24 protein-coding genes and 3 tRNA genes are annotated in these 23,861 nt (G+C 37.4%); 15 read left to right on the plus strand and 12 right to left on the minus strand.

Annotated elements, in window-relative coordinates; translation table 11 throughout:
- The first annotated feature begins 51 nt into the window (after positions 1-51).
- Positions 52-1,626 (plus strand): bifunctional phosphoribosylaminoimidazolecarboxamide formyltransferase/IMP cyclohydrolase, encoded by a 1,575-nt coding sequence (gene purH, locus AC1M9J_RS00625; protein WP_092766164.1) that lies wholly within the window; start codon positions 52-54, stop codon positions 1,624-1,626.
- A gap of 129 nt (positions 1,627-1,755) precedes the next feature.
- Positions 1,756-3,039 carry a phosphoribosylamine--glycine ligase gene (purD, locus tag AC1M9J_RS00630; protein ID WP_481951687.1) on the plus strand — a complete coding sequence of 428 codons (1,284 nt, stop codon included), beginning with the start codon at positions 1,756-1,758 and terminating at the stop codon, positions 3,037-3,039.
- Between the two features lie 48 nt (positions 3,040-3,087).
- On the opposite strand, the gene AC1M9J_RS00635 is transcribed toward purD, so the two are convergent.
- A complete protein-coding gene (locus AC1M9J_RS00635; protein WP_481586978.1) occupies positions 3,088-4,602 on the minus strand; it encodes a hypothetical protein in 1,515 nt (504 codons plus the stop codon).
- Positions 4,603-4,840: 238 nt separating this feature from the next.
- Positions 4,841-6,256, minus strand: coding sequence for a cytochrome P450 (locus AC1M9J_RS00640; RefSeq protein ID WP_481951688.1), 1,416 nt, complete (start codon positions 6,254-6,256; stop codon positions 4,841-4,843).
- A gap of 216 nt (positions 6,257-6,472) precedes the next feature.
- Between AC1M9J_RS00640 and AC1M9J_RS00645 the strand changes: the two genes are divergently transcribed.
- From AC1M9J_RS00645 to AC1M9J_RS00660, 4 genes are all read left to right on the plus strand, one after another.
- Complete coding sequence (locus AC1M9J_RS00645; RefSeq protein ID WP_481951689.1) at positions 6,473-7,558, plus strand: AraC family transcriptional regulator; 1,086 nt, start codon at positions 6,473-6,475, stop codon at positions 7,556-7,558.
- Positions 7,559-7,921: 363 nt separating this feature from the next.
- Entirely contained in the window at positions 7,922-8,791 is an 870-nt protein-coding gene (locus AC1M9J_RS00650; protein WP_035267639.1) for a MetQ/NlpA family ABC transporter substrate-binding protein, read from the plus strand.
- 71 nt (positions 8,792-8,862) lie between these two features.
- Positions 8,863-9,888 carry a methionine ABC transporter ATP-binding protein gene (locus AC1M9J_RS00655; RefSeq protein WP_179998301.1) on the plus strand — a complete coding sequence of 342 codons (1,026 nt, stop codon included), beginning with the start codon at positions 8,863-8,865 and terminating at the stop codon, positions 9,886-9,888.
- A complete protein-coding gene (locus tag AC1M9J_RS00660; RefSeq protein ID WP_481951690.1) occupies positions 9,885-10,580 on the plus strand; it encodes a methionine ABC transporter permease in 696 nt (231 codons plus the stop codon). The genes AC1M9J_RS00655 and AC1M9J_RS00660 overlap by 4 nt, the downstream gene beginning before the upstream one ends.
- Positions 10,581-10,620: 40 nt before the next feature.
- Here AC1M9J_RS00660 and AC1M9J_RS00665 read toward each other — a convergent pair whose 3' ends face one another.
- A complete protein-coding gene (locus AC1M9J_RS00665) occupies positions 10,621-11,007 on the minus strand; it encodes a DUF4951 domain-containing protein (RefSeq protein ID WP_481951691.1) in 387 nt (128 codons plus the stop codon).
- A gap of 225 nt (positions 11,008-11,232) precedes the next feature.
- On the opposite strand from AC1M9J_RS00665, the gene gloB reads away from it, so the two are divergent.
- Together gloB and AC1M9J_RS00675 are read left to right on the plus strand one after the other, a co-directional pair.
- Positions 11,233-11,964, plus strand: coding sequence for a hydroxyacylglutathione hydrolase (gene gloB, locus AC1M9J_RS00670; protein WP_481612494.1), 732 nt, complete (start codon positions 11,233-11,235; stop codon positions 11,962-11,964).
- A 252-nt stretch (positions 11,965-12,216) separates the two neighbouring features.
- Positions 12,217-12,420, plus strand: a complete 204-nt coding sequence (locus AC1M9J_RS00675; RefSeq protein ID WP_035267651.1) for a hypothetical protein — start codon at positions 12,217-12,219, stop codon at positions 12,418-12,420.
- Between the two features lie 154 nt (positions 12,421-12,574).
- Here AC1M9J_RS00675 and AC1M9J_RS00680 read toward each other — a convergent pair.
- The 5 genes from AC1M9J_RS00680 to AC1M9J_RS00700 form a co-directional block, all read right to left on the minus strand.
- A tRNA-Leu gene (locus AC1M9J_RS00680) sits at positions 12,575-12,659 on the minus strand.
- A gap of 38 nt (positions 12,660-12,697) precedes the next feature.
- Positions 12,698-12,771 (minus strand) — tRNA-Trp (locus AC1M9J_RS00685).
- A 38-nt stretch (positions 12,772-12,809) separates the two neighbouring features.
- Positions 12,810-12,894: transfer RNA gene (locus AC1M9J_RS00690), tRNA-Leu, on the minus strand.
- A 108-nt stretch (positions 12,895-13,002) separates the two neighbouring features.
- A complete protein-coding gene (locus AC1M9J_RS00695) occupies positions 13,003-13,860 on the minus strand; it encodes a protein kinase domain-containing protein (RefSeq protein ID WP_481595487.1) in 858 nt (285 codons plus the stop codon).
- Entirely contained in the window at positions 13,796-15,340 is a 1,545-nt protein-coding gene (locus AC1M9J_RS00700; protein ID WP_481595488.1) for a DUF3336 domain-containing protein, read from the minus strand. The genes AC1M9J_RS00695 and AC1M9J_RS00700 overlap by 65 nt, the downstream gene beginning before the upstream one ends.
- 205 nt (positions 15,341-15,545) lie before the next feature.
- Here AC1M9J_RS00700 and AC1M9J_RS00705 point away from each other — a divergent pair, with 205 nt between their 5' ends.
- The gene (locus AC1M9J_RS00705) at positions 15,546-16,418 is read left to right on the plus strand and encodes an ATP-binding protein (protein ID WP_481951692.1); all 873 of its coding nucleotides are present in this window, start codon (positions 15,546-15,548) and stop codon (positions 16,416-16,418) included.
- A 391-nt stretch (positions 16,419-16,809) separates the two neighbouring features.
- Entirely contained in the window at positions 16,810-17,574 is a 765-nt protein-coding gene (locus tag AC1M9J_RS00710; protein ID WP_481595489.1) for a hypothetical protein, read from the plus strand.
- Here AC1M9J_RS00710 and AC1M9J_RS00715 read toward each other — a convergent pair.
- Complete coding sequence (locus AC1M9J_RS00715) at positions 17,503-18,381, minus strand: LysO family transporter (RefSeq protein ID WP_481595490.1); 879 nt, start codon at positions 18,379-18,381, stop codon at positions 17,503-17,505. The genes AC1M9J_RS00710 and AC1M9J_RS00715 overlap by 72 nt on opposite strands.
- A 330-nt stretch (positions 18,382-18,711) precedes the next feature.
- On the opposite strand from AC1M9J_RS00715, the gene AC1M9J_RS00720 reads away from it, so the two are divergent.
- From AC1M9J_RS00720 to AC1M9J_RS00730, 3 genes are all read left to right on the plus strand, one after another.
- The gene (locus AC1M9J_RS00720) at positions 18,712-19,266 is read left to right on the plus strand and encodes a DUF4385 domain-containing protein (RefSeq protein WP_481595491.1); all 555 of its coding nucleotides are present in this window, start codon (positions 18,712-18,714) and stop codon (positions 19,264-19,266) included.
- Positions 19,267-19,418: 152 nt separating this feature from the next.
- Complete coding sequence (locus tag AC1M9J_RS00725) at positions 19,419-19,946, plus strand: Ail/Lom family outer membrane beta-barrel protein (RefSeq protein WP_092766154.1); 528 nt, start codon at positions 19,419-19,421, stop codon at positions 19,944-19,946.
- 153 nt (positions 19,947-20,099) lie between these two features.
- Positions 20,100-21,047: an aldo/keto reductase gene (locus AC1M9J_RS00730; protein WP_481595492.1), complete on the plus strand. Its 948-nt coding sequence runs from the start codon at positions 20,100-20,102 to the stop codon at positions 21,045-21,047.
- A gap of 47 nt (positions 21,048-21,094) precedes the next feature.
- Here AC1M9J_RS00730 and tsaD read toward each other — a convergent pair whose 3' ends face one another.
- Complete coding sequence (gene tsaD, locus AC1M9J_RS00735) at positions 21,095-22,111, minus strand: tRNA (adenosine(37)-N6)-threonylcarbamoyltransferase complex transferase subunit TsaD (protein ID WP_481607016.1); 1,017 nt, start codon at positions 22,109-22,111, stop codon at positions 21,095-21,097.
- Between the two features lie 144 nt (positions 22,112-22,255).
- Between tsaD and rpsU the strand changes: the two genes are divergently transcribed.
- Positions 22,256-22,471 (plus strand): 30S ribosomal protein S21, encoded by a 216-nt coding sequence (gene rpsU / locus AC1M9J_RS00740; RefSeq protein ID WP_001136722.1) that lies wholly within the window; start codon positions 22,256-22,258, stop codon positions 22,469-22,471.
- A 33-nt stretch (positions 22,472-22,504) separates the two neighbouring features.
- Positions 22,505-22,951, plus strand: coding sequence for a GatB/YqeY domain-containing protein (locus tag AC1M9J_RS00745; RefSeq protein WP_035268744.1), 447 nt, complete (start codon positions 22,505-22,507; stop codon positions 22,949-22,951).
- Between the two features lie 112 nt (positions 22,952-23,063).
- Here the strand turns inward: AC1M9J_RS00745 and AC1M9J_RS00750 are convergent, their stop codons facing one another.
- Together AC1M9J_RS00750 and AC1M9J_RS00755 are read right to left on the minus strand one after the other, a co-directional pair.
- Positions 23,064-23,426, minus strand: a complete 363-nt coding sequence (locus AC1M9J_RS00750) for a hypothetical protein (RefSeq protein ID WP_481951693.1) — start codon at positions 23,424-23,426, stop codon at positions 23,064-23,066.
- 63 nt (positions 23,427-23,489) lie between these two features.
- A complete protein-coding gene (locus AC1M9J_RS00755; RefSeq protein WP_481951694.1) occupies positions 23,490-23,861 on the minus strand; it encodes a GFA family protein in 372 nt (123 codons plus the stop codon).

Below are 23,861 nucleotides of genomic sequence, written 5' to 3' on the forward strand. Positions count from 1 at the left end.
TACCTGCTATTTAGCTTTTTTGTTTTAATTCTTGATAACTGTGACTAAATCATGACTATTAAACGCGCATTAATCTCTGTTTCTGATAAAACAGGCATTGTTGAATTTGCCCAAGACCTTGTTGCTCTAGGGGTAGAAATTTTATCTACTGGCGGTACTTATAAGTTGTTACGTGACAACAATATTGCTGTAGTCGAAGTTTCAGAGCACACTGGTTTCCCAGAGATGATGGACGGACGTGTAAAAACACTTCATCCGAAAATCCACGGTGGTATCTTGGCTCGTCGTGGTCTAGATGAAGCTGTGATGGCTGAACACAACATCGATGCGATCGATTTAGTTGTGGTAAACCTTTATCCATTTGCTGCAACTGTTGCAAAACCTAACTGCTCACTTGCTGATGCGATTGAAAATATCGACATCGGTGGTCCAACGATGGTTCGTGCTGCTGCGAAAAACCATGCGTCTGTAGGTATCGTTGTAAATGCATCTGACTATGCGACTGTAGTTGCTGAGCTTAAAGCTGAAGGCTCACTTTCTTATGCAACTCGTTTTGACTTAGCAGTTAAAGCATTTGAACATACTGCTCAGTACGACGGTATGATCGCATCTTACTTAGGCGCTCGCGTTGGTAAAGAAGAAGGTCAAGCTGATCAATTTGCACGTACATTCAATACGCAATTAAATAAAGCTCAAGATTTACGTTACGGTGAAAACCCACATCAATCTGCTGCATTCTATGTTGACCCTGCTGCAACTGAAGCTTCTGTTTCTACTGCTAAACAGTTGCAAGGTAAAGAATTATCTTATAACAACATTGCCGATACTGATGCAGCACTTGAATGTGTTAAATCATTTGCAAAACCTGCATGTGTAATCGTAAAACACGCAAACCCATGTGGCGTTGCAGTCTCTTTAGACGGCATTAAAGCTGCATATGATTTAGCTTATGCAACTGACCCAGAATCTGCATTCGGTGGCATCATTGCATTCAACCGTGAATTAGACGTTGCAACTGCACAAGCGATTGTTGATCGTCAATTTGTTGAAGTGATCATTGCACCAAGCGTTGCTGAAGGCGTATTAGAAGTGACTGGTGCGAAGAAAAACGTACGTGTACTTGTATGTGGCGAATTACCAGCAATTGACGAACGTGCTCCACAAATGGACTACAAACGTGTAAACGGTGGTTTACTTGTTCAAGATCAAGACTTAGGTATGATTACTAAAGATGATCTTAAAGTTGTGACGAAACGTGCCCCAACTGAACAAGAAATTGATGACATGATCTTTGCTTGGAAAGTTGCGAAATACGTTAAATCAAACGCGATTGTATATGCTAAAAACCGTCAAACGATTGGTGTGGGTGCAGGTCAAATGAGCCGCGTAAACTCTGCTCGTATTGCTGCGATCAAAGCTGAACATGCAGGTTTAGTGGTTGAAGGTGCGGTAATGGCATCTGATGCATTCTTCCCATTCCGCGATGGTATTGATAACGCTGCGAAAGCAGGTATCAAATGCATTATCCAACCGGGTGGTTCTATGCGTGATGAAGAAACAATTGCTGCTGCTGATGAAGCTGGTATTGCAATGGTATTCACAGGTATGCGTCACTTCCGTCACTAATTGATGGTAAGTTGTGTAATGACATCGTCATATACATTAAACGACATAGATGTTTAATCTTGCATAAAGTCCTCTCCTATTTTTAGGCTGAGGACTTTATGTCATTTTCGATTCATGGAGTATGAACCGATGAATATTTTAGTATTGGGTAGTGGCGGTCGTGAACATGCATTGGCATGGAAAATCGCTCAAGATGCAAAAGTTTCAAAAGTTTTTGTTGCACCAGGTAATGCAGGTACAGCAACAGAGCCAAAATGTGAAAATGTTGCTCTTAACATTTTAGATAACCCTGCAATTATCGATTTTGCAAAAAACAATGCTGTTGAGCTCATTGTTGTTGGCCCTGAAGCACCTCTTGTAAATGGTGTGGTAGATGCTTGCCGTGCTGCGGATCTTAAAATTTGGGGTCCTACCCAATTTGCAGCGCAATTAGAAGGCTCTAAAGCATTTGCGAAGCACTTCCTGAAACGTCACAACATCCCAACGGCTTTCTATGACGTGTTCACAGAAGTCGATGCTGCTAAGGCATTTGTTGAGAAAAATGGTGCGCCGATCGTGATCAAAGCTGATGGTCTTGCTGCTGGTAAAGGCGTGATCGTTGCGATGACCAATCAAGAAGCATTCGATGCAATTGATGACATGCTTGCAGGCAACAAATTTGGTGATGCAGGTTCACGCGTTGTCATCGAAGAGTTCTTGGCAGGTGAAGAAGCATCTTTCATTTGTATGATTGATGGCGACAACATTTTACCTATGGCTACGTCACAAGATCATAAACGTATCTTTGAAGGTGACCAAGGTCCTAACACGGGTGGTATGGGTGCTTACTCTCCTGCTCCTGTTGTGACGGCTGAAGTTTTTGAAAAAACCATGAATGAAGTGATGCGTCCTACCGTTGAAGGTATGAAAAAAGACGGGCACGTTTATACAGGTTTCTTATACGCAGGTTTGATGATTGATGAACAAGGTCAGCCTAAAGTAATCGAGTTTAACTGTCGTTTTGGTGACCCTGAAACTCAACCGATCATGATGCGTTTAAAATCATCTTTAGTTGATTTAGTTGAAGCAGGTATTGAAGGTAAACTTCCTGCAGAAGCTGAATGGGATGAGCGTAAAACTGTCGGTATCGTACTTGCATCCAAGGGCTACCCTGAAACCTCTAGCAATGGCGATGTGATTTCTGGTTTAGATACGGAAATGGCAGATGCGAAAGTGTTCCATGCAGGTACGAAAGCCAATGAGAATGGTGACATCGTAACTGCTGGTGGTCGTGTCCTTTGCGTGACTGCACTTGGTAATACCATTGGTGAAGCACAAGCAAAAGCTTTAGAGCTTTGCCAGAAAGTGACTTTCGACGGTGTTCAATATCGTAAAGATATTGGTTACCGTGCGATTGCTCGTGAAAATGCTTAATTATCTTTAAGTATAAAAAACCCCGCTGAGTGCGGGGTTTTTTACATTTCATATAGATTCATCTTTCTCTTTAATTTTAAAATCATTTAAATCTATTTTAAAAGCATCATACTGATAATCATATAAAACTCGTCTTGCATGTAAAATTTGATCTATAGTTTGTAGGAAAGTACGTCTCTGATTAGTATCTTCTTTTAATGGATTATCTAAAGCGTAGCTAGCTAAAGCTTCACCCCACTCCTTACCTTTTAATGAATTTTTACGATCTGAATATTCTCTATAATATTTTTCAAAGGCTTTCCCAGACTTAATACTTTCTCTATCTCCTGATCTCAATCTCTCAGAATTAAACCCTAGCTTTTCATCTAATGAAATTGCTATTTCAATAAGCTCATTTAATGTAAAGTTTTCAAACTCAAAATCAGGATAATTAACATTGATGTAACCAACAATATTATTTTTTTCTAATTGTTTTCCAAAAAAGCTAACATTTCTTGAAACATCACCATCAAAAGAAATAAAGCTGAATCTTTTTAATTCTCTGTCACTTTTCAAATGATCTTCGAGTCGCATTGGTGCATTTGCATTTTCCTGAAAAACACCTTTTAAATTAATGAATTCAATACCAGCAAGAGCAGCTTTTGGTAAAATATGTAATGCCGCTTGATACTCAGTTTCGCCCTCTAAATACCATCTTATTGTGCTACCAGTGTGTAATCCAAATTCGAAAGCAAGGCGAGGTCTAGTGGTGAGTCCATTTTCAATCGGCCTTTCTGATCCATATAATTTTGTTCTAGCACCTTCATGCCAAAAACCAAATGCTTCATATTCTTCAGCCCATTGAACACCATGCGCTTCTTGAAATGCTAATCGTATAACTTCAGCAATATGTCTAAGCCACAAAGCACCACCAATATTCCCGGTGATTTTTTCCCTTTTAGTCCAAGGTGCTAAACGGAGCATCATATACAATTCATAGTTATCATCGAGTTTTGCAGCTCCTATTCTTAATTTTTCATGATTTGACCGCCAAGTTTCGATATCCAAAGTCTTAACATAAGCTAAAATTTTATTTTTATAAGGAAATAATGTCTCATCAAACTCTTCTGGAGTTGAGCAATATGGAAATCTAAGTTTTGTTTTATTCGTGATCTTAGGCCAATATATTGGTTCTAAGAGTATAGCTAAATTACTAATTTGATTAGCTAGCTGTACTTCAGCTTCAATTAACTCTAAAGAAGGTAAAGAGTCACTTACACGCCTTAAAAAATCCTGAAATGAATCACGATTAATTGATGAGGTTACAGTGTGTCTTAGCTTACATAGCTGTACTGCCCTCAAAAATGGATATATTCTAAATGGATGAAATAAGTTATTGCTATCTACAGTTAACCAACCTAATTCAATAAACCTACTCGGATCACCTTTTACCACCCCAGCTATAGAAATCCCTCTATCTTTAGCAAAACTAATCATTTTCGTTTCAATAATTAAATCATTTTGATTTAAATTAGAATAATCTTTCAAATTTTCTTCAAAAAACTGATGAATTTCTGTGAACATTTTCTTAGCTTATAAATATTTAACTTTCTACAATCTAATAAAATATCATTTATTAATTCCTATCTATATGAAAATTTTTCTGCAAACCCCTCGCCTCATCTTCGGCCAACGGCAAGACGCTGACACTGCTCCATTTATCCAAATGTGTGTAGATGCTTGAGTTATAATTTATGATCAAATCCAACCTCTTTTTCACGATACATAAAAACATCCCTCATCTAGTATGAGGGATTTTGGACTATTTAGATTCTGACTTTGGATGCAGTCTCACCATCATCTTAGAATATCCACGAACAAAATTAGACTGAACAATCTCAGGTTTTTCAAGCACTTCAATTCTGTCATAACGTTTGAGAATCTCCTCCCAAAGAATAGTCAATTGCATCTCAGCCAAACGACTACCCATACAGCGATGAATTCCATAACCAAATGATAGATGTTTTTTCACATTTTCACGATCAATACGAAATTCATCCGCATTTTCAAACACAGTTTCATCACGGTTAGCAGACGCATACCACATAACAACTTTGTCACCTTTGCGGATATACTGACCTTTATAAATTAGATCTTGAGTCGCTACACGGCGCATATACGCCAATGGTGTCTGCCAACGAATAATCTCACTAACCATATTAGGCAACAGATCAGGATTATTCTTCAGCTTGTCTAATTCCTGAGGGAACAAATGCATTGCATAAACCCCGCCCGACATCGAGTTACGAGTCGTATCATTCCCGCCTACGATTAATAATGCCAAATTCCCCAGAAACTCTAATGGCCGCTGAATCAGATCCTTTGTTTCATCACTCCGAATAAGCATACTCATCAAGTCAAAGCTTGAAGCCTCACCTGCTTCTATACGTGCAGCCTTATCATGCCAAAGTTGTGACAAATCTCTCACCATCTCTTTTAGACCATCAAAAGTATTTTCAATGGTCATCGTGCCGCCTGTCGTACCTGGGGATGAAGATGCAATTTCAGACCAATAGACCAATTTACGGCGTTCTTCGTAAGGGAAATCTAGCAATGTTGCCAACATTCTTGAGGTCAGCTCAATTGAAACTCGATCTACAAAGTCGAAAGCTTCATTTAAAGGCAAGTGATCAAGTACGTCTTGGGTACGTGTCCGAATCAAGCTTTCCATGTCTTTTAAGTTTTTAGGTACAAAAACCCCCTGCACAGCTTTACGCTGAATATCATGCTTCGGTGGATTCATCGCAATAAACATTTCAAGCTCTAAACCTTGCGGTTGCTCACCCAACATAATGATCGGTTCTGAAGAGAAGAGCTGATGATTTTTATCAACGTACATGACATCTTCGTACTGTGTCATCGACCAAAAAGGACCAAATAAACTGTTTGATTGATAATGTATCGGCGCATCTTTCCGTAATCGCTTAAAAGTATCCTTCCATACACCTTGCTTGTATAAAAAAGGGCTACTGACATCAAGCTCTTGTAAGTGGCAAACATTTGGATCTGGAAGTTGAATTTCTTCAATTTGATCAAAATCAGGATTCTTAAATAGGCTACTTTTTAATTTATGGTATACATGGGCAGCTTTGATGTGATTTTCTAAGGGAATATAGCGAGCGCTAAAATTCACCAAATCTACTCGAACAGCATTCATTTTTTTGACTAAATTATTCATGACAATGTGTCCTATGTGATCTCATCTTTAAATTTATATTCAGCCTTTATTCCATTAAGCTGATGATCTGTGTTTGAGCATAGAATTTAAAAAATACACAATCAGGTCATTTTTTGACATTAATAAGTCATTTTTTGACATTCTTTTAATTCAAATTAGCAGCTCTAATGAGGCTAGATTTAAGAAAGATCAATATCACGCTATCTGGACTTGAGTATGATGTCTAAAGGAATAGAACATAGCAATCAGGACGATAATGCAATTCGGGCATTGATTCCCTGCGCATATGTCAGAATTATTGCGCAACAATTGGGAGGTGGGCTGCGTGTATTCCCAACTTTATTGAATGGCACATCTCTGACTGCTGAATTTATTCAACAGGAAGATTCCCGGATTTCAGCATCTGATTTTATTCGTATATTTGACAATGCATTGAACATGGCAGATGTTCCCGACTTCGGTTTAGAACTTGGACATCGCCTTAAACCAACGACTCATGGCGCAATGGGCTTTTTGATGCACAGTTGCCCAAACCTCTATGCTGCACTTGAAGCGATTCAACATTATCTACCTACTCGGATTGGATTTGCAGAAGTCATTCTCGAAAAGCGTGATCAGCAGATGAATTGTAAAATTCAATTTAATATCGATTGCTCCACCCTTGTATATCAAAGCATGATCGAGTCTTGCATGGTGGTATTTAAAGAGTGTGCTGAATTTATTTTAGGTAAGCCATTAACTGAGGCGAAGTTGCTTTTTAGCTATCCTAAACCTGCTTACCACGCTGCTTATACAAAAGTTTTTCAATGTGATTTCGCATTTTCACAATCTTTTGATGGCATTCAGATACCTTTATCTGTGTGTAAAATCCCGAATGCTTCAGCAAGTCAGGAGAACTATCTCATTGCAAAAAAACAATGTGAAAATGTACTTAAGGAACTTCTTACACCCCAAAATACTTATCAGTTTCGTGTCAAAAAAATACTGATTGAGCATTTATCAGATCCCAAAAATGAATCTGAGATTGCCGCTTCATTATTCATGAGCAAACGAACCTTAGCTCGTCATTTAGAAAAAGAAGGTTTAACCTTTAAAGAAGTCAAAGATCAAGTTCTTGCACAGCAAAGTGCTTATTTTCTTGAGCATACGCAACTCACGATTGAAACAATTGGTATGCTTCTTAATTATCACGATGCCTCAAATTTCAGACGAGCATTCAAGCGTTGGTTTGGTATGCCCCCTAGCCAATATCGGCAGAAATACAATAATGATCTTACCAAGCAAATTTCTAAATTTAATTAAATCCATATTTTTCATATTGATATATTAAATCATTATAAGGTGTTCGACTGGTAACAGATCTTGCTAATTTTAAACACTCAAATTATAAGTATGATATTTAAAGTTTATTTATACATTCTCATAAATTGTATATGACGCTTTATGCTAAGCTAGTTCATTAACATCACTATATTGAATAAAAAAAAATTGTTATCATCAACCAACTTTTTTGTTATCAATGCTTAAATAATTGATAGCTAAATACCGAATTATCTCTAACAGATGAATAGGTTGAAATGCTCTTTAAACAAGGACAGTTCATTTCACTATTCACCTCACTGCATATGTAAGTTGAAGATTGTTTCAACATACTCAGGAAATATCATGAAGAAAATTCTTGGTTTAGTTTTGGGCCTATCAGTGGGTATCGCTGGATGCTCAAAACAAGATGCTCCAGAAACCGCTGCAAACAACACGAATAAAGATTCAGTTCAAACCATTACAATCGCTTCTACAGGTTCAGATGCAGATATCTGGAAGTTCATTGCAAAATTGCCAGAAACTGAAGCTGCAGGTTTAAAGTTAGATGTTAAAAACTTTACTGATTATGTTTCAATGAACACTGCGGTAGCCAATAAAGAGATTGATATCAATGCCTTCCAATCATATGCATATATGGTTGCATACAATGATGCTAATACTCAAAAAATTGCGCCATTATCTACGACTTATCTTGAGCCAATGGGGATTTACTCAAGCAAAGTTAAAAATCTAAATGATTTCAAAACAGGTTCGACCATTGCAATTCCAAACGATGGTGCTAATGAATCACGTGCCCTTTTATTATTGCAATCTGCTGGTTTAGTAAAGTTAAAACCTCAATTTGACAATGTCAAAGGCACAACTTCTGATGTAACTGAGAATCCTAAACAGATCACCATCAAACCGATTCAAATGGCAACTGCGGTACGTGTGAAAGATGAAGTGGATGCCATTGTATTAGGCAACACCTTAGCAATGGAAGGTGGTTTGAACGTATTAAAAGATGCGATCTACTACGAGCCAATCGATCAAAGTACAAAAATGAATGTGAATGTACTGGCTGTAGCTGAAGGCCGTCAGAATGATCCTGTATTGCAAAAGGTAGGTCAGCTATATCATACAGATGCGGTTAAGCAATATGTGAAAGAGAACTTTGGTGGCACTAAAGTTAATGTTGATAAACCAACGACATATCTCACAGAAGCTCAATAATTCTAGACTTCTGTATTTTTAACAGGCAAATTTAATTTGCCTGTTTTTCATTTTTAATAGTTCTTGACGTTATGATTGAATTTAAAAATATTAGTAAACATTATCAGCTTAAAGGCCAAACTATTCACGCCTTAGACAATATTAATCTGACGATTCCAGATGGAAGTATCTTCGGAATTATAGGCTATAGTGGTGCAGGTAAAAGTACACTGATCCGTTTGATCAATTTACTAGAAAGACCCAATCAAGGTCAAATGATCATCCACGGTCAAGATTTCACTGCTTTGAGCGCTTCAAAATTACGTCAAGAACGCGCCAATATTGGTATGATTTTTCAGCATTTCAATTTACTACAAACCAAAACCGTTGCAGCCAATATTGAAATGCCAATGAAACTCCTTGGCTGGAGTAAAGCTGAGCGTCTAAAACGCTTAGATGAGCTACTTGAGTTTATCGATTTAAAACATAAACGCGATGCTTTTCCAGATGAGCTTTCTGGTGGTCAAAAACAGCGTGTAGGTATCGCTCGGGCACTTGCCAATCATCCAAAAATTCTACTCTGTGACGAAGCAACATCAGCGCTTGATCCTCAAACGACAAAGTCTGTACTTGCCCTTTTGAAAAAAATTAATCAAGAGCAAGGAATCACCATTGTTATGGTTACGCATGAAATGGATGTTATTGAGTCGATTTGCGACTTTGTTGCAGTTATGGAGCAAGGCAAAGTGATTGAACACGGCAGTACTCTCGATATCTTTAGTCAACCTCAACACCCGACGACCAAAACATTTATTCAAACTGTTTTACAGCAGCAATTACCTATCAATATTTTAAATAACTTAGAAAATCAAAATCACCACAGTATTTATAGCTTGCAGTTCTTAGGTACTTCGGCCCAAGAAACTGTTGTGCAAGCTGCCATTAAACGATTTGATATTAGTCTCAATATTTTATTTGCCAACATGACCGAAATTAATGGCGCTGTGATTGGGCAAATGTTTGTGCAATTACTGGGTGATCCAGACATTATTCAAGAAACCATCAGCTTTTTCCAACAACATGGCGTTAAAGTTGAGCAATCAGGAGTACGTGCATGAGAGATATGATTGTTCAATGGCTAACAGAAATTACTGAACCTTTTTGGAAAAGCTCGCTTTCAATTGATCAATTTGTGACAGCCCTACAAGAAACCTTTCATATGGTTTTTTTTGCAATGCTATTCGGTACGATTTGGGGTTTAATTCAAGGGATAACTCTACTTGTTACACGACCAAACGGGATTTTAGCCAATCGTGTGATTTACTATGGATTAAACCCTATTGTGAATGCATTACGTTCCCTCCCGTTTATTATCCTCCTGATCGCGGTTATTCCACTGACAAAAATGATTGTGGGTACTTCTATTGGGACATGGGCAGCTATTGTTCCTTTAACCATTTATGTAGGACCTTATATTGGTCGTCTGGTTGAAACTTCACTCCTTGAAGTCAACGAAGGTATCGTGGAGTCAGCGCAAGCTATGGGCGCAACACCCCTGCAAATTATTTTCAAGTTTATTCTGCCTGAGGCGCGTAGCTCCCTCATTCTCAATTTAACTACAGCTGCAATCAGCTTAATTGGTGCAACAGCTATGGCTGGTGCGGTCGGTGCAGGTGGCATTGGTGATCTTGCGATCTCCTATGGTTATCAACGCTTTGATACCAGTGTCGTTATACTCACCGTCATTGTTCTTTTAGTATTAGTACAATTGGCACAAATGACAGGTGAAAAACTCGCCAAAATGCGATAGTAAATTTAAAAAAAGATCTCAAATGGGATCTTTTTTAATATCAATCCATCCAAAGTGAAGCGATTTTTTCCATTAATTGCGCACGTAACGGCGCAGTTGGATTGCATGGATTACGCTTTGCTTCATGCGTATAAAACGCTTGCCATTCGCGTATCATTTCCAAACTAACACCTTGAGCTTTAAACTGATGGATGTCTTGCTTAGATACACTTTCTAAGCGTGCTTGAGCACCTTCTGGCCCTGTTGCCCAACCGATAACCCCTTGCCCAAAACTCGGAAGGCTCATTTGGTTAGGTGTTTGAGGAACCGCTTTACGTTCAATTGTCTCATTGACCTTACAGCTGCTTGGACGCTCGTATAATTGAGACTTTTGCAGTTGACCAACTTGAGAGTTCTGCATACAACCAACAAGAACAATCGAACTCATCACTGAGCTGATGCAAGCACTCAATCTCACTTTTATCATCATTTACTTTTTACTCGAAATTAGTTCATCAGATCAGATAATCTTAAGCTAACAACAATGCACCTCATCAAATTCGAAATCAATATTTACAATACATCGCTGTTTAAAATTTGGGTGAATTTTACAATTTGATAAGCTTGATCTAGGATGAGATCAAATAAGTCACATGCTTTAGGATCGTTTAGGATGCGTTATCAAGTTCGCGTAATTGATGTTAACAATGCGCTACAAAACTATATATGGATTATTGAAGATACTGAAACCCAAGAAATTGCCGTGGTAGACCCTACAGAAGCCAATTTGGTGGTCAACTATTGTGACTCGAATAGTTTAACACTTAAGCAAATATGGCTTACGCACTGGCATAAAGACCATATTGGTGGTGTGCCAGAGTTAATCGCGGAAAAAAATATTGAAGTTTATGGTCCACGCGAAGAATTATCTAAAATTCCATTTATCAGTTGTCCACTCAATCATGATGATGAATTTTATTTTAATGACTTAAAACTTGACGTCATCGCTGTTCCTGGCCACACCTTAGGTCATATCGCAATATTTGCAGATGAAATTGACAGTTTATTCTGTGGAGATACCTTATTTGCAATGGGATGCGGACGCCTTTTTGAAGGAACGGCTGAACAAATGTATCAATCACTTAACCGACTGTCAGCGCTCCCTCCAAGAACTCAAGTCTACTGTACCCATGAATACACGCTCTCAAATGCACAATTCGCTTTGCAAGTAGAACCTGAGAATAAGGCACTGCAAGAACGATTTGAGCAAGTTCAGAAACTTCGAGATCAAAATCAAATAACCTTACCTTCCACCATTGAAATTGAACTTGAGACCAATCCTTTCTTGCGCGTCAACAGTGCTGAAGAATTTAAACGTATTCGGGAAATGAAAGATAATTTCTAAATTTAGCATTATCTGTTCAAATTACAGGTGTTCATTACTGAGCGATATTCGCTCAGTTTTTAAACCCTTCAGACAATACATTCTCTTCTTTATCTTAAAGCTTTAACAACATGATCAAATTCTTTCTTTTAATTGCATGAAATATATACATTTTTATAGAATTAAAATATATTTACATTAATTTAGGTTAAAGCCCTTTAAAAACAACATCATTAACCTTATTAATATTTCATTAGTCAAAGGAGTTGTCTCATGAAGAAAGTGGTCAAAGCAAAAAATTTAATTGCATTCAGAATTTGGTTAGAAAAATTAGGTTATTCCGTTCGAAATTTAAAGGATAACCAAGGCTTCACTTTCAGTTTTAAAAAAGAATATGGTTTAGTGACATGTGACTTATCTGGAAATACTCTAGCAATGCAATTAGGTGAAGAATTCGAGGATCACTTAAAGGCTTAATCTCACCTTAATTCAACGGAATGAATACTAAATAGATCATCTAAATATTAATATCGCCTCTTTGTAGGCGATTTTTTTTGATTATATATTTTGGTCTGTATTTATATAAAAATATAGGCAATAAAAAAGCAAGGTATCAAACCTTGCCTTAATATGGTGGGGACGGAGAGACTCGAACTCTCACACCTTGCGGCGCTGGAACCTAAATCCAGTGCGTCTACCAATTTCGCCACGTCCCCTTTGAATACTCAATCATATTACTGAGCTTCATAAAACTTGGCAGAGGATCAAGGATTCGAACCTTGACGAACGGTTTTGGAGACCGTCATGCTACCATTACACCAATCCTCTATTTCACTTACTTCGGTCGTTCCACCTAGCAAATTACTTGGTGGGGACGGAGAGACTCGAACTCTCACACCTTGCGGCGCTGGAACCTAAATCCAGTGCGTCTACCAATTTCGCCACGTCCCCGATGGCTGTGTATATTATAGAGATCATTATCTCATGACAAGCCCTTTTTTTGAAAAACCTTATTGTTTGACTAAATATAAAACAATTATCCATTTTACTGGTTTTTGTTTAAACAAATTCGCTTAATAACTGTTTTAATTGATAAATATTGTTCAATCTTTGTGATTTATTTTTCATCAACATCTGCTGGAGTACTGGTGTTAAGTCAGAAAAAGGCCTAATAATTTCAACTTTTAATTGCTGACAATGCCATTTTGCCCAATCTATATAGCTTTTTTTACGGATTGAGTACTGATTTAACCATTCTAACCAAATAATACCGAGTGCATATATATCTGATGCTTGTGATTTTGACTCACCATGAAACAACTCAGGCGCCATATACCTTGGTGTTCCATGTGTAGAAACTTGAGGATGGCACTCCAAGTGAAACATCTGTTCAAAATCAATTAATTTGGGTTGACCATTCAATATTCTAAAATGTTCTCTTTTGAGATCTGCATGGACCAATCCTTGCTCATGAATAGATAGTATTGCATCTAGACTATGTAATAATAAATTGACCACATTTGAAAACTCATTGTGTGAGAAGGTCTGCATTTGAGTATAGACGGAATTTTCTACTTCAAATAGCGGCGCCGCATTTTCAATCAGAATTAATGATGAAGAATCATGTGTTGATGTAGGTGTATTGAATCTACTGTTTTCGTTATACACGATCTCAAACGGCACTAAGATCTTTGAAGAGCGAGTACTGAGTGATTGGTAGTGTTTTATCTCATTGTCGAACCACTGCTCATGCTGTGAACTGATACCCTGCTGTTGTCGCTTAACCCAATACGTTTGGTCGTCTATTTCGATACAATAAATTAGACGACCATACTGCTGACTTTGTTCAGAATTAACTGGTTGCCTGAGCAGAGGCTGAATGGTTTGCCACTGTAGATTGTTTTTCGAGAGATTCATTTTGCTGTTTCAGTTGCGTCAGCATATCCAAACAATGTTCAATGGTTTTTCCTATGCGCGCATGTGTTTCAATACTGGACAGTTTAGACCAAGTTGCCCGCTCGCCTTCTCTTTGAAGGACTTTAAACAAATGAGGTCGCGGATTTTGTAGCATATAATGATAATGTCGTAGGCTGTAATTACCTACAATATTTAAATCACCATAATAACGCTGATCAACAATACCATAACCGTGATCCAATAGTCGTCTAATCGTCGGCACACTGCCCATTCGGTCACGAGTGAAATTCATGACATCCATCGCAATCGTTTTACCATGTTTACGCACTAAACGTTGCGGCCAGCTGAGTAGATCTGTTCTAAAACGCTCCGCATCACTTTGCATGAATGGCACAATATGTGGATTCACCTGACTGGCAATGGTGTAATTAATATTGTAGAGACGAGCCATTTTCTCTTGTGGGAAATCACTTCTTACACTGCCATCCACCCAACGAATACTTGCCAAGTATGGTGTATGCACCCCATCATAACGCTTACTGGTCAGTCGAACTGGAGGAAATAAGATAGGAACGGCGCATGAGGCCAATACTGCACTCCATACCAGTAAATCTGGCGCAGTATATTTATTCATGATACGAGCATCTTCCTGAGCGACATCATAAGGTGCGACACTGATATTAATATCAAGTCCAGACTTTTCATACGCTTCTTGAAATGTTAAGTCCCCTAAATTTTCCACTAGAAATTTCTTAAGATATCGCACATCAGCAATACCACCATTTCCTCTAAGCAACTCTTTTAAACTTCTGAAATGGAATGCCTCGCTATAAAAGCTCTCTCCTGTCAGCAGCTGATCAATATCTTTTTGATCAGAAACGCCTAACATCGCCGTCATTAACGCACCAGCACTCGAACCTGATAAAACTTTCGGCATCAAATCTTGTTCCATCAGCGCCTTACACACGCCTGTATGAAACAAACCTAATGAGGCCCCACCCGAAAACATCATTGCTGGTTGACCATAGGTCAGTTGACAATTTTTAAAAAAATCAAATTTTTCTTGATGTGTCAAACCTGAACATTCATCCGAAGCGATATAAATTAAACTCTGTGAAACCTCTTCGATATAGTCCTCAATAAGTTTTTTAGTGCCAATATATGTTTGTGTGAACAGCATAGGATGACCAATATTGGCGACATCATGACTCAAGCCTTCTCGCAAAATATAGATAAGATCAAACACACGATGATTCAGCTTGTAACGGCGTAAGAGATTTAAACGATGCGATATAATTTCAGCATCAAAATAGGGTGAAGTATTATCAAACTTCCATTCCTGAGCGCCCGTCTCCTCATCCAGCTTTAAGGCAATGTCTCTCCACTCTTCATAGCTCTCCACACGTTCAAGCTCATGTTGCATTTTTTTAATTCGATACGCTTGATGCGGATTAATTTGACTACGAGTGCCTAAAATCATTGAGCTAGTCCTTTGATTTTTATTAATTCAATTAGTTTTGTTCAGTTTTTAAACTATGCAAAAAAAGCAGAAAATAATCAACTTAATAAAATTTATTTCTTGTATCGACCAGTCACCATAGATTTATCCCTTAGATCAGTTCACATCGCTGTCGTCATCATGTAGATTAAACTTGATTTTATTGAATTGTATTTCACAAACAACTATGGCGACTCTAGAACTACCAGATCAACTGTTAACAAAAATTTCTCAACTTATTGACCAACTTAATCACACATTATCTGAACCGAGTCAGGAAATTGATTTCTCAGCACTAGGATACAAATGGCAAAATAAACGGCTGATCCCCATTCAAAAACCTAAAATAATTCATCTTGATGATTTAAAAGGTATCGAAAAACAAAAAGAAAAAATACTGCAAAACACTGAACAATTTTTACAAGGTTTACCTGCAAACGATATTTTATTGACTGGATCTCGTGGAACCGGAAAATCATCTATTGTAAGATCTTTACTGTCAAAATATGCTGACCGTGGTTTACGCATCATTGAAATTGAGCGTGATAATCTGTCAGACCTACCAGAAATACAAAAAATTATTGAAGGTCGTCCCGAAAAATTTATCGTGTATTGTGATGACTTAGCCTTTAATGCTGAAGACGAAAATTATCGAAGTTTAAAAAGTGTGTTAGATGGTTCACTAGAGTCAGGTTCTGGCAACTTTATTATTTATGCGACCAGTAACCGCCGCCATCTACTACCAGAATTTATGCATGAAAACACCCCGATCACTAAAGTGGACGTGCCTCAATATACTGAATTACATCCGCAAGAAGCGATCGAAGAAAAAATCTCATTGTCTGATCGTTTTGGTCTTTGGCTTTCATTCTACCCAATGGGTCAAAATCTTTATTTAGAGATTGTAGAGCACTATTTAAAAAAATCTGGTATTGAAATGACACCTGAAGTACGTGCTGAAGCGCTACGTTGGTGCCAAGCCAGAGGTCAACGCTCAGGTCGTTCTGCATTCCAATTTTCAAAACATTGGATCGGTTCTACTCAATTAAAGCGTGATTAAGCATTTACATCAGCTTCTGCAATAAGAAACTAAGATGGAATAACGTCTTAGTTTCTCGACTTTCACTCTTTAAGCTAAGTTATTAGCTTTTATTACGATAAAAGTTAATAAATTATTCATTAATAATTATAAAGATAAAATTAATAATTTAACTCAGTGCTCTCTATCAACATCAAAAAATCTTAAATCAAAAAAATCCCACCATTTATTTTAAGTTATTGATTTAAATAAAATTTATTAACCAAATAAGAATTAAAAAAATAATTTAATTATAAAACAATATAACATAATTACCATTTTTTTGTTTTTCGAACAAAATCAATGTAACCCAAACTTAACAATTCAAAAATAGTATGAAGGACGCAAATAATTATAGAAAAAGGCTGCATCCATGCTCCAAATTAAAAAATATAGTAACCAACATACACAATCCCCAGATGTTCAAAATATATTAAAAACGCTTCATCAAGCGATCTTCATGACACCAGAGGGTTGTGATTTGAATGACATTGCGCAAGCCTATGCCCCCGATGATGCTGCAAGCAAACGGGTTTTGATCTATTTTGATGAAGAAAAACCTGTTGGATTTTTATGTATGCAACGTTATGAAGTCAAAAAGTTTGACAAGACAATAAATGTTTTTCGTGGTCAAGCAGGTCTTCTTAGCGCCTATCGAAAATCAAATCTGTTAAAATTCCAATACATTTATTTCATTATTTCTCAAATGCTCCGCCACCCAGCACCATCGTATTTTTTTGCTGTGTGTTTACATCCCTCAAGTTATCGTGCAATTACACGATATGCTTTCAAAAAAAATACATGGCCTACTCGCTTAAACCTCAATAACAATACAGAAATGCAAGACCTTTGCACCCTATTCTCTCAGCAATTCAATTATCAACTTTCAAAATCTGGCCATGTTTTTATTTATAACGATGGCCTTGGAGGAACACGCGGTTGTAAGCATGAACACGATAACATGAATGAGGATGCTGAATTTTTTTTGAATCACAATGCCGGATATATCAATGGTGATGGTATGTTAGTGATTGCCAAAATCACTGTCTTTGAGGTGTTTTACCGTTTAATTTGTCATACTTTGGGTAAAATGAATCGCAATAAATATATTCAATGGACAAAACAGCGACAACAATAGTCCCGCTTTAAACGCATCTAGCACATATTGCTCACCACAATGTTGCTTAATCATCGGTAAGAATGCATCACAGGACAGTACACCTGTGGTGCTAATTGCTGCTTGTGGTTGATGTCTTCCAAAAAGCTGTAGAAAAATGATGGAAAACATCCCTCGAATCATATCCACAATTAAAGCTTGAACTGCCAATAAGGGATTTAGTTTTTGTGAAATCATCGCAGCAGACAGACTTGCCCAACCGAATCCAGAAAGCAATACAGCACTTTCATTCCAAATTATCAGCATAAAGCAGGCAAATATTGTATTTGCCAAAACCATTATGATTGGGAGTTTTAAATCATGCCATTGCAATGTTTTGATATTAAAGGCTGATATAAAAACTCCGATCAAAAATAGAATAATGTAGATCAGAACGTTTTGAATACTTAAAGCTATTTGCTCATCTATTAAATCCATTCGATAAGTGAAGATTCCTCCCACAAAAACCAAACTAAGCAAAAGATACACTGTCAATATTTTAATGATATCCTTAATTTGGATTGTTTTACGTTTGCTGTTTTCCTGCTGTTTCTTCTTATAAAATAGTGAACTAAACCAGTAAGTAAATGCGCATACCCCGAGTGCGAGAATAACTAGCTTGCTCAAAACAGCTCTAGGATTTTCTAATGCAAGTAGGTTTGGCGCTGCGTAAACAGTGCAAAAAAATATAAATAAAATCAGGGCTAAAAAAAATACTTGTTCAATGTACTTGTTGGGATGAAATTTACGACCATATAGATAGCCAAAAATGATGATGATAAGATCCAATCAGACTTCCAAAATTATTTTTATACGTATCGCTTAGATTAATTCATAGATATAAAACTTATATGACAAAATGTTTCTTATTGAGCATAGTCATGTCTAATCATTTGTGTCTGCTAGATTTTAAGTTTAAAACTTAATTTCGCCCCGCTATCGTCAATAGTCTAATTCGTTGTTTTGATTTCTCGTACAGTTCAATTTCAATCTTTCGGCGTGTTTAGCGCATCTCTTTAAAACAACTAATCACAATTTTAAAATATCACTCACAATTCTATAATCGTTTTTCATTTCAGATCACCTAATATATTTTTTAAAAGTACAAAAGAGAACGTGATGACTCGCAATCATAACGACCTTGATACCATCCCACATAGAAGCACTCGTGTTTATTCTCAAAGTTTTGATTACTCATTGGACTTTGCAAAAATTAACTTCAGAGAAAGGCCAGAACTCTATCGAATTGGTCGTGGTGAACAGGGTGTATTACTCGTCGAACCCTACAAATCTGAAATTCTGCCCTTTTGGAAATTTGCAGATGAAGATAAAGCTAGAGAGAGTTCTAATAAGATTTATCAACTCTTTCTTGAATATTTAGCAGTCGATGATTTTGTCGGTGCAGATATGGCTCGTAAATTTTTACAAATGGGTTATACCCGAGCGAGACGTTATGCAAACCATAAAGGCGGAAAAAAATATAAAGGTCCTGTACCTAATGACAAAAAAGGTTTAAGTGGTGCTCACGGGCGTGAAGAACTACCACGCCAACAAGAAGACCCTATTAAAGCTGCAGCAGCACGAATTTTTAAAGTGAAATGGGATGAAGCTAAACAGCATTCCCACTATATTGCATTAAAAGAACGATTTAAAAACTCAATTGCGAGTCAATAAATACATTCTCACACCATTTATAATACAAACAAAACTATTTCTTTAATTTTTATTTACAATAGAAAAATAGAAAGTACAATAGCATTTACCAAAAAATGATCACCATTTTTTGCATTTAAAGATAAACAAATCACAAATAATGAGCATGCGCCATGATAACTAAATTTTTAAAATTGGGTTTAATCCTCTCGATGACCACTTTAACAACGACAACTTTTGCCCAACAACACACCGTTTCATTGGGTTATGCTCAGTCTGAAATTGAAAATGCGTTTGATATTCGCGGTGTTCACGCTCAATATCGCTATGAACTCGAGACTCCTTTAAGCGTTATGGCAACAATGTCGTATCAAACTGGTGATGAAACTTGGATTGAACCAGGTGAACGCCAAGATACAGATGTAAAGCATTTTTCTTTGCTAGCAGGCCCTGCATATCGTCTTAATGAGAATTTCAGTGTTTATGGTGTTGTCGGGATCGCGCATTCAAAAGTTGAAAGTTCATATCGCGCCTTGAACATATACGAAAACATGGATCTAAGTGAAACAGCGTTTGCATATGGTGTTGGTATTAATATTAATCCTGCTCCGCAATATGCGATCAATATCGGTTATGAAGGTACTAAAGTTGATGGGGCTAAATTTGATGGGTTCAACATCAGCGCAGGTTATCGTTTCTGATTCTGCTTGAATACATAGAGAATTAAAAAAGAGGCTTTTTGCCTCTTTTTTTGTCAAAATCATTGGATAATGTTTATACATTATTTGGATAGCGAGAAATAGACGAATCCTATATAGCTAGAATAAGTCGTATTATTCTACCTAGGATGTTTCATGCAAAAAAGAAAACTTGGACAAACTGATTTATTCATCGCACCCATCGTATTCGGAGGAAATGTATTCGGTTGGACGGTTGATGAAAAACAAAGTTTCAAAATTTTAGATGCACTGTATGAGCGTGGATTTAACACCATTGATACAGCAGACTTCTATTCCATTTGGGCACCAGGCAATCATGGTGGCGAGTCAGAAACAATCATTGGTAATTGGTTAAAACAAAATCCAAGTAAACGTGAAGACATCGTGCTATTTACTAAAGTCGGTTTAGATATGGGGATTCCCGGCCATCAAGGTTTATCTGAACGATGGATTATGCAAGCAGTTGAAGACTCTCTAAGCCGTTTGAAAACAGATTATCTTGATCTTTATTTTGCACACTGGCCTGATGAAAACACACCTCATGAGGAAACATTATCAGCATTTTCAAAGCTCAAAGATCAAGGAAAAATTCGTGCCTATGGCACTTCTAATTTTTCAGCTAATCAATTAGACGCTTCTATTCAAGCTGCACAAAAGATTGGTGTGCAACATTATCAGGTTCTTCAACCTGAATATAATCTTTACGATCGCGATGTATTCGAACAAACACTGCAACCCATTTGTGAACGCCATCAAATTGGTGTAGTAAGTTTTTATAGTCTGGCTAGTGGATTTCTATCTGGGAAATATTCGTCATTAGACAATATTCAAGGGCGTCAACGTGCAGATACGCTTGTAAAATATTTTGATGAGCGAGGCTTAAACCTTTTAGATAAGCTCAGAGATGTGGCATCGCGCCACAATGCAGCACCTGCTGAGGTAGCTTTGGCTTGGTTACTTGCGCAAAAGCATATTTCAGCACCAATCGCCAGTGCAACAAACCTTGAACAAATTACCCAATTTTCAAATGCAGTGAATCTTCAACTCTCACCAGAAGACATGCAAATTCTTTCAATAGTGTAAATATAAAAAAAGAGGCTATAAGCCTCTTTTTTCTCGTGACCAAACATCTATGCTTCAGTAGGTTTTTTGAGTTCCGTCATCGGCCAACGTGGCGTCGTTGTCACGGCTAAGCCATCATGCTGTCCTGCTTTTAAGCGTTGATATCCAGCAAAAGCAATCATGGCGCCATTATCCGTACATAAAGCTGGTTCAGCATAATATACTTGAGCTTTTATTTTAGCTAAATCTGCTTCAAGACGTTCACGAAGACGCTTATTGGCACTCACACCACCAGCAATGACCAAACGCTTAAGACCAGTTTGTTTTAATGCTTTAACTGATTTTTTGACCAATGTATCAACAATAGCCTCTTGAAAACTCGCAGCAATATCAGCGTCTCGGTTTTCTTCACCTAATTTTTTCATTTGGACAGAAACTGCTGTTTTTAAGCCGCTAAATGAAAATTCCAAACCTTGATGCAACATAGGACGTGGAAATTCAAAAGCAGTGGCATCACCTTGCTCAGCAAGTTTAGAGATATTTGGACCGCCTGGATAAGGCAACCCCATCATCTTAGCAACCTTATCGAATGCTTCACCCGCTGCATCATCGATCGACTCACCTAAGATTTCATAATGACCAATATCATATGCCGCCATTAATTGTGTATGCCCACCCGAGACCAACAAAGCGACAAACGGAAATTCCGGTGGAGTAGCTGATAAAAGAGGCGCCAACATATGCCCTTCCATATGATGCACACCAATCGCTGGTTTATTTAACGCAAATGCAAGCGTACGACCAAATAATGCTCCAGTCATGAGTGCACCCATTAGGCCTGGACCACGTGTATAAGCCACCGCATCAATCTCAGATTTTTTGATTTGACTTTCTTCAAGCAATTGATTGATTAAAGGAATTAATTTACGAACATGATCGCGGGATGCCAATTCAGGTACCACTCCACCATATTCAGCATGCAATTTAATCTGACTATATAACACCTGTCCTCTTAAGCCGACTTCGCTGTCATAGAGTGCGAGACCAGTTTCATCACACGACGTTTCTAAGCCTAAAACGATCATTAAATTGCCTTTAACCCATTTCAAAATATTGCTAAAGCTATTATAGACTTGTGATATGAGATGTAAATGAGTAAAATACTGACCTTCACTTGTGACTCAGCGCAATTCGGCGCTTAGTCTTATCCATAAACTAGAGGATTCTTCATGCCACAAGTTAAATTGAAAGAAGGCGAACCAGTAGACGTAGCTATCCGTCGTTTCAAACGTTCATGCGAAAAAGCGGGTGTTTTAGCTGACGTTCGTAAACGTGAATTCTACGAGAAACCAACTCAAGAACGTAAGCGCAAAAAAGCTGCTGCTGTTAAACGCTACCAAAAGAAATTGGCGCGTGAATCAGTACGTACTACTCGCCTTTACTAAGATTAATTTGTGATTGACTGCTCGGATATATAAATGACTACTTTAAAAAACCAAATTACTGACGTTTTGAAAGCAACAATGCGTGCTAAAGAAATGGATAAGTTAACGGTGATTCGTAGTCTCCAAGCAGCAATTAAGCAAATCGAAGTCGATGAACGCGTAGAACTAGATGATAGTCGAGTTCTCGCGGTCATTGAAAAACAAATCAAGCAACGTAAAGAATCGATTAAAGCTTTTGAAAGCGCTAATCGACAAGACTTAGCTAGTAAGGAACAAGCCGAGGTTGAGGTTTTATCTCAATTTCTACCAGCAGCTATGACTGAGGAAGAACTTGATTCAATTATTGCGCAAACGATTGCTGCGCAACAAGCTACTAGCATGAAAGATATGGGTAAGGTGATGAATTCTCTACGTCCGATCATAGCCGGACGTGCCGATCCTGCACAAGTTTCGAGTAAAATTAAAGCTCAACTTTCTTAACTTTTCGTATTATGTTTGATTTGGTCTATTTAATAATGTCATTAAATAGTCCAGTCTAAATCACGTATCCCCGATTTTATTACAACAATACTTTTAGTTTTTCACTTTCTGATTATTTAAACTCACATTGAATATTATATCTTTGTAAAATCTGCATTTCTTTAGATCGGTTCACTTTCTCAACAACATCCTGTTTACTCATTCTAGAGTAGGAAAATGGTAAATCCTTTCGATATTTATCCACCACCTGATAAAAACCATCGACATAAGTTCCAACAATGACACAATATCTTTGAGTCTGATCAAGGCTAAAGTGTGTTGTATTTGGTGCTAGCATTTTTAGAAAATGCCTCATATCGGCATTATATTTTTGTGATACAACTTCAATTTCTTGTGTAAATTTAACAGGAAGTGTTTCCGCATGAGTGAACACCCCTGCCCCAAACAACATCATAAAAAATAGTGGCAATTTCATTATTAGATTCAATCACATAATTTAAAATATTTATTCATTCATCATTCTAAAAGAATCTAATCACTAAGAATGAATAGTTTCAATAAAGTTAGGTTTGTATTCCTGGAAAAACTCTTCATAAGGTGGCGGTATTTTCCCTTCAACCACAGAAGCGAGCCTTAAACGTATAATTCCTAGTAAATCAAGTCGATGTGAATATAAAGGACTTCCACATTCACCACAAAATACTCTTGCCTTTAACTCGGTATGAAAATAAGACTTAAGCACATCTTCACCAGAAATTAACTCGAAGTTTTCAAGCGGGATCGGGCTATTCCATGCAGTAAAACCGCCTTGAGCCAACTGACAGTGCTTGCAATAGCACAAGATACTTTTCTCAAGATCACCATGATAAATATATTGCACCTTTCCACATAAGCATTGACCTTTTATCAT

The sequence above is a fragment of the Acinetobacter sp. ANC_7588 genome (assembly GCF_056783995.1).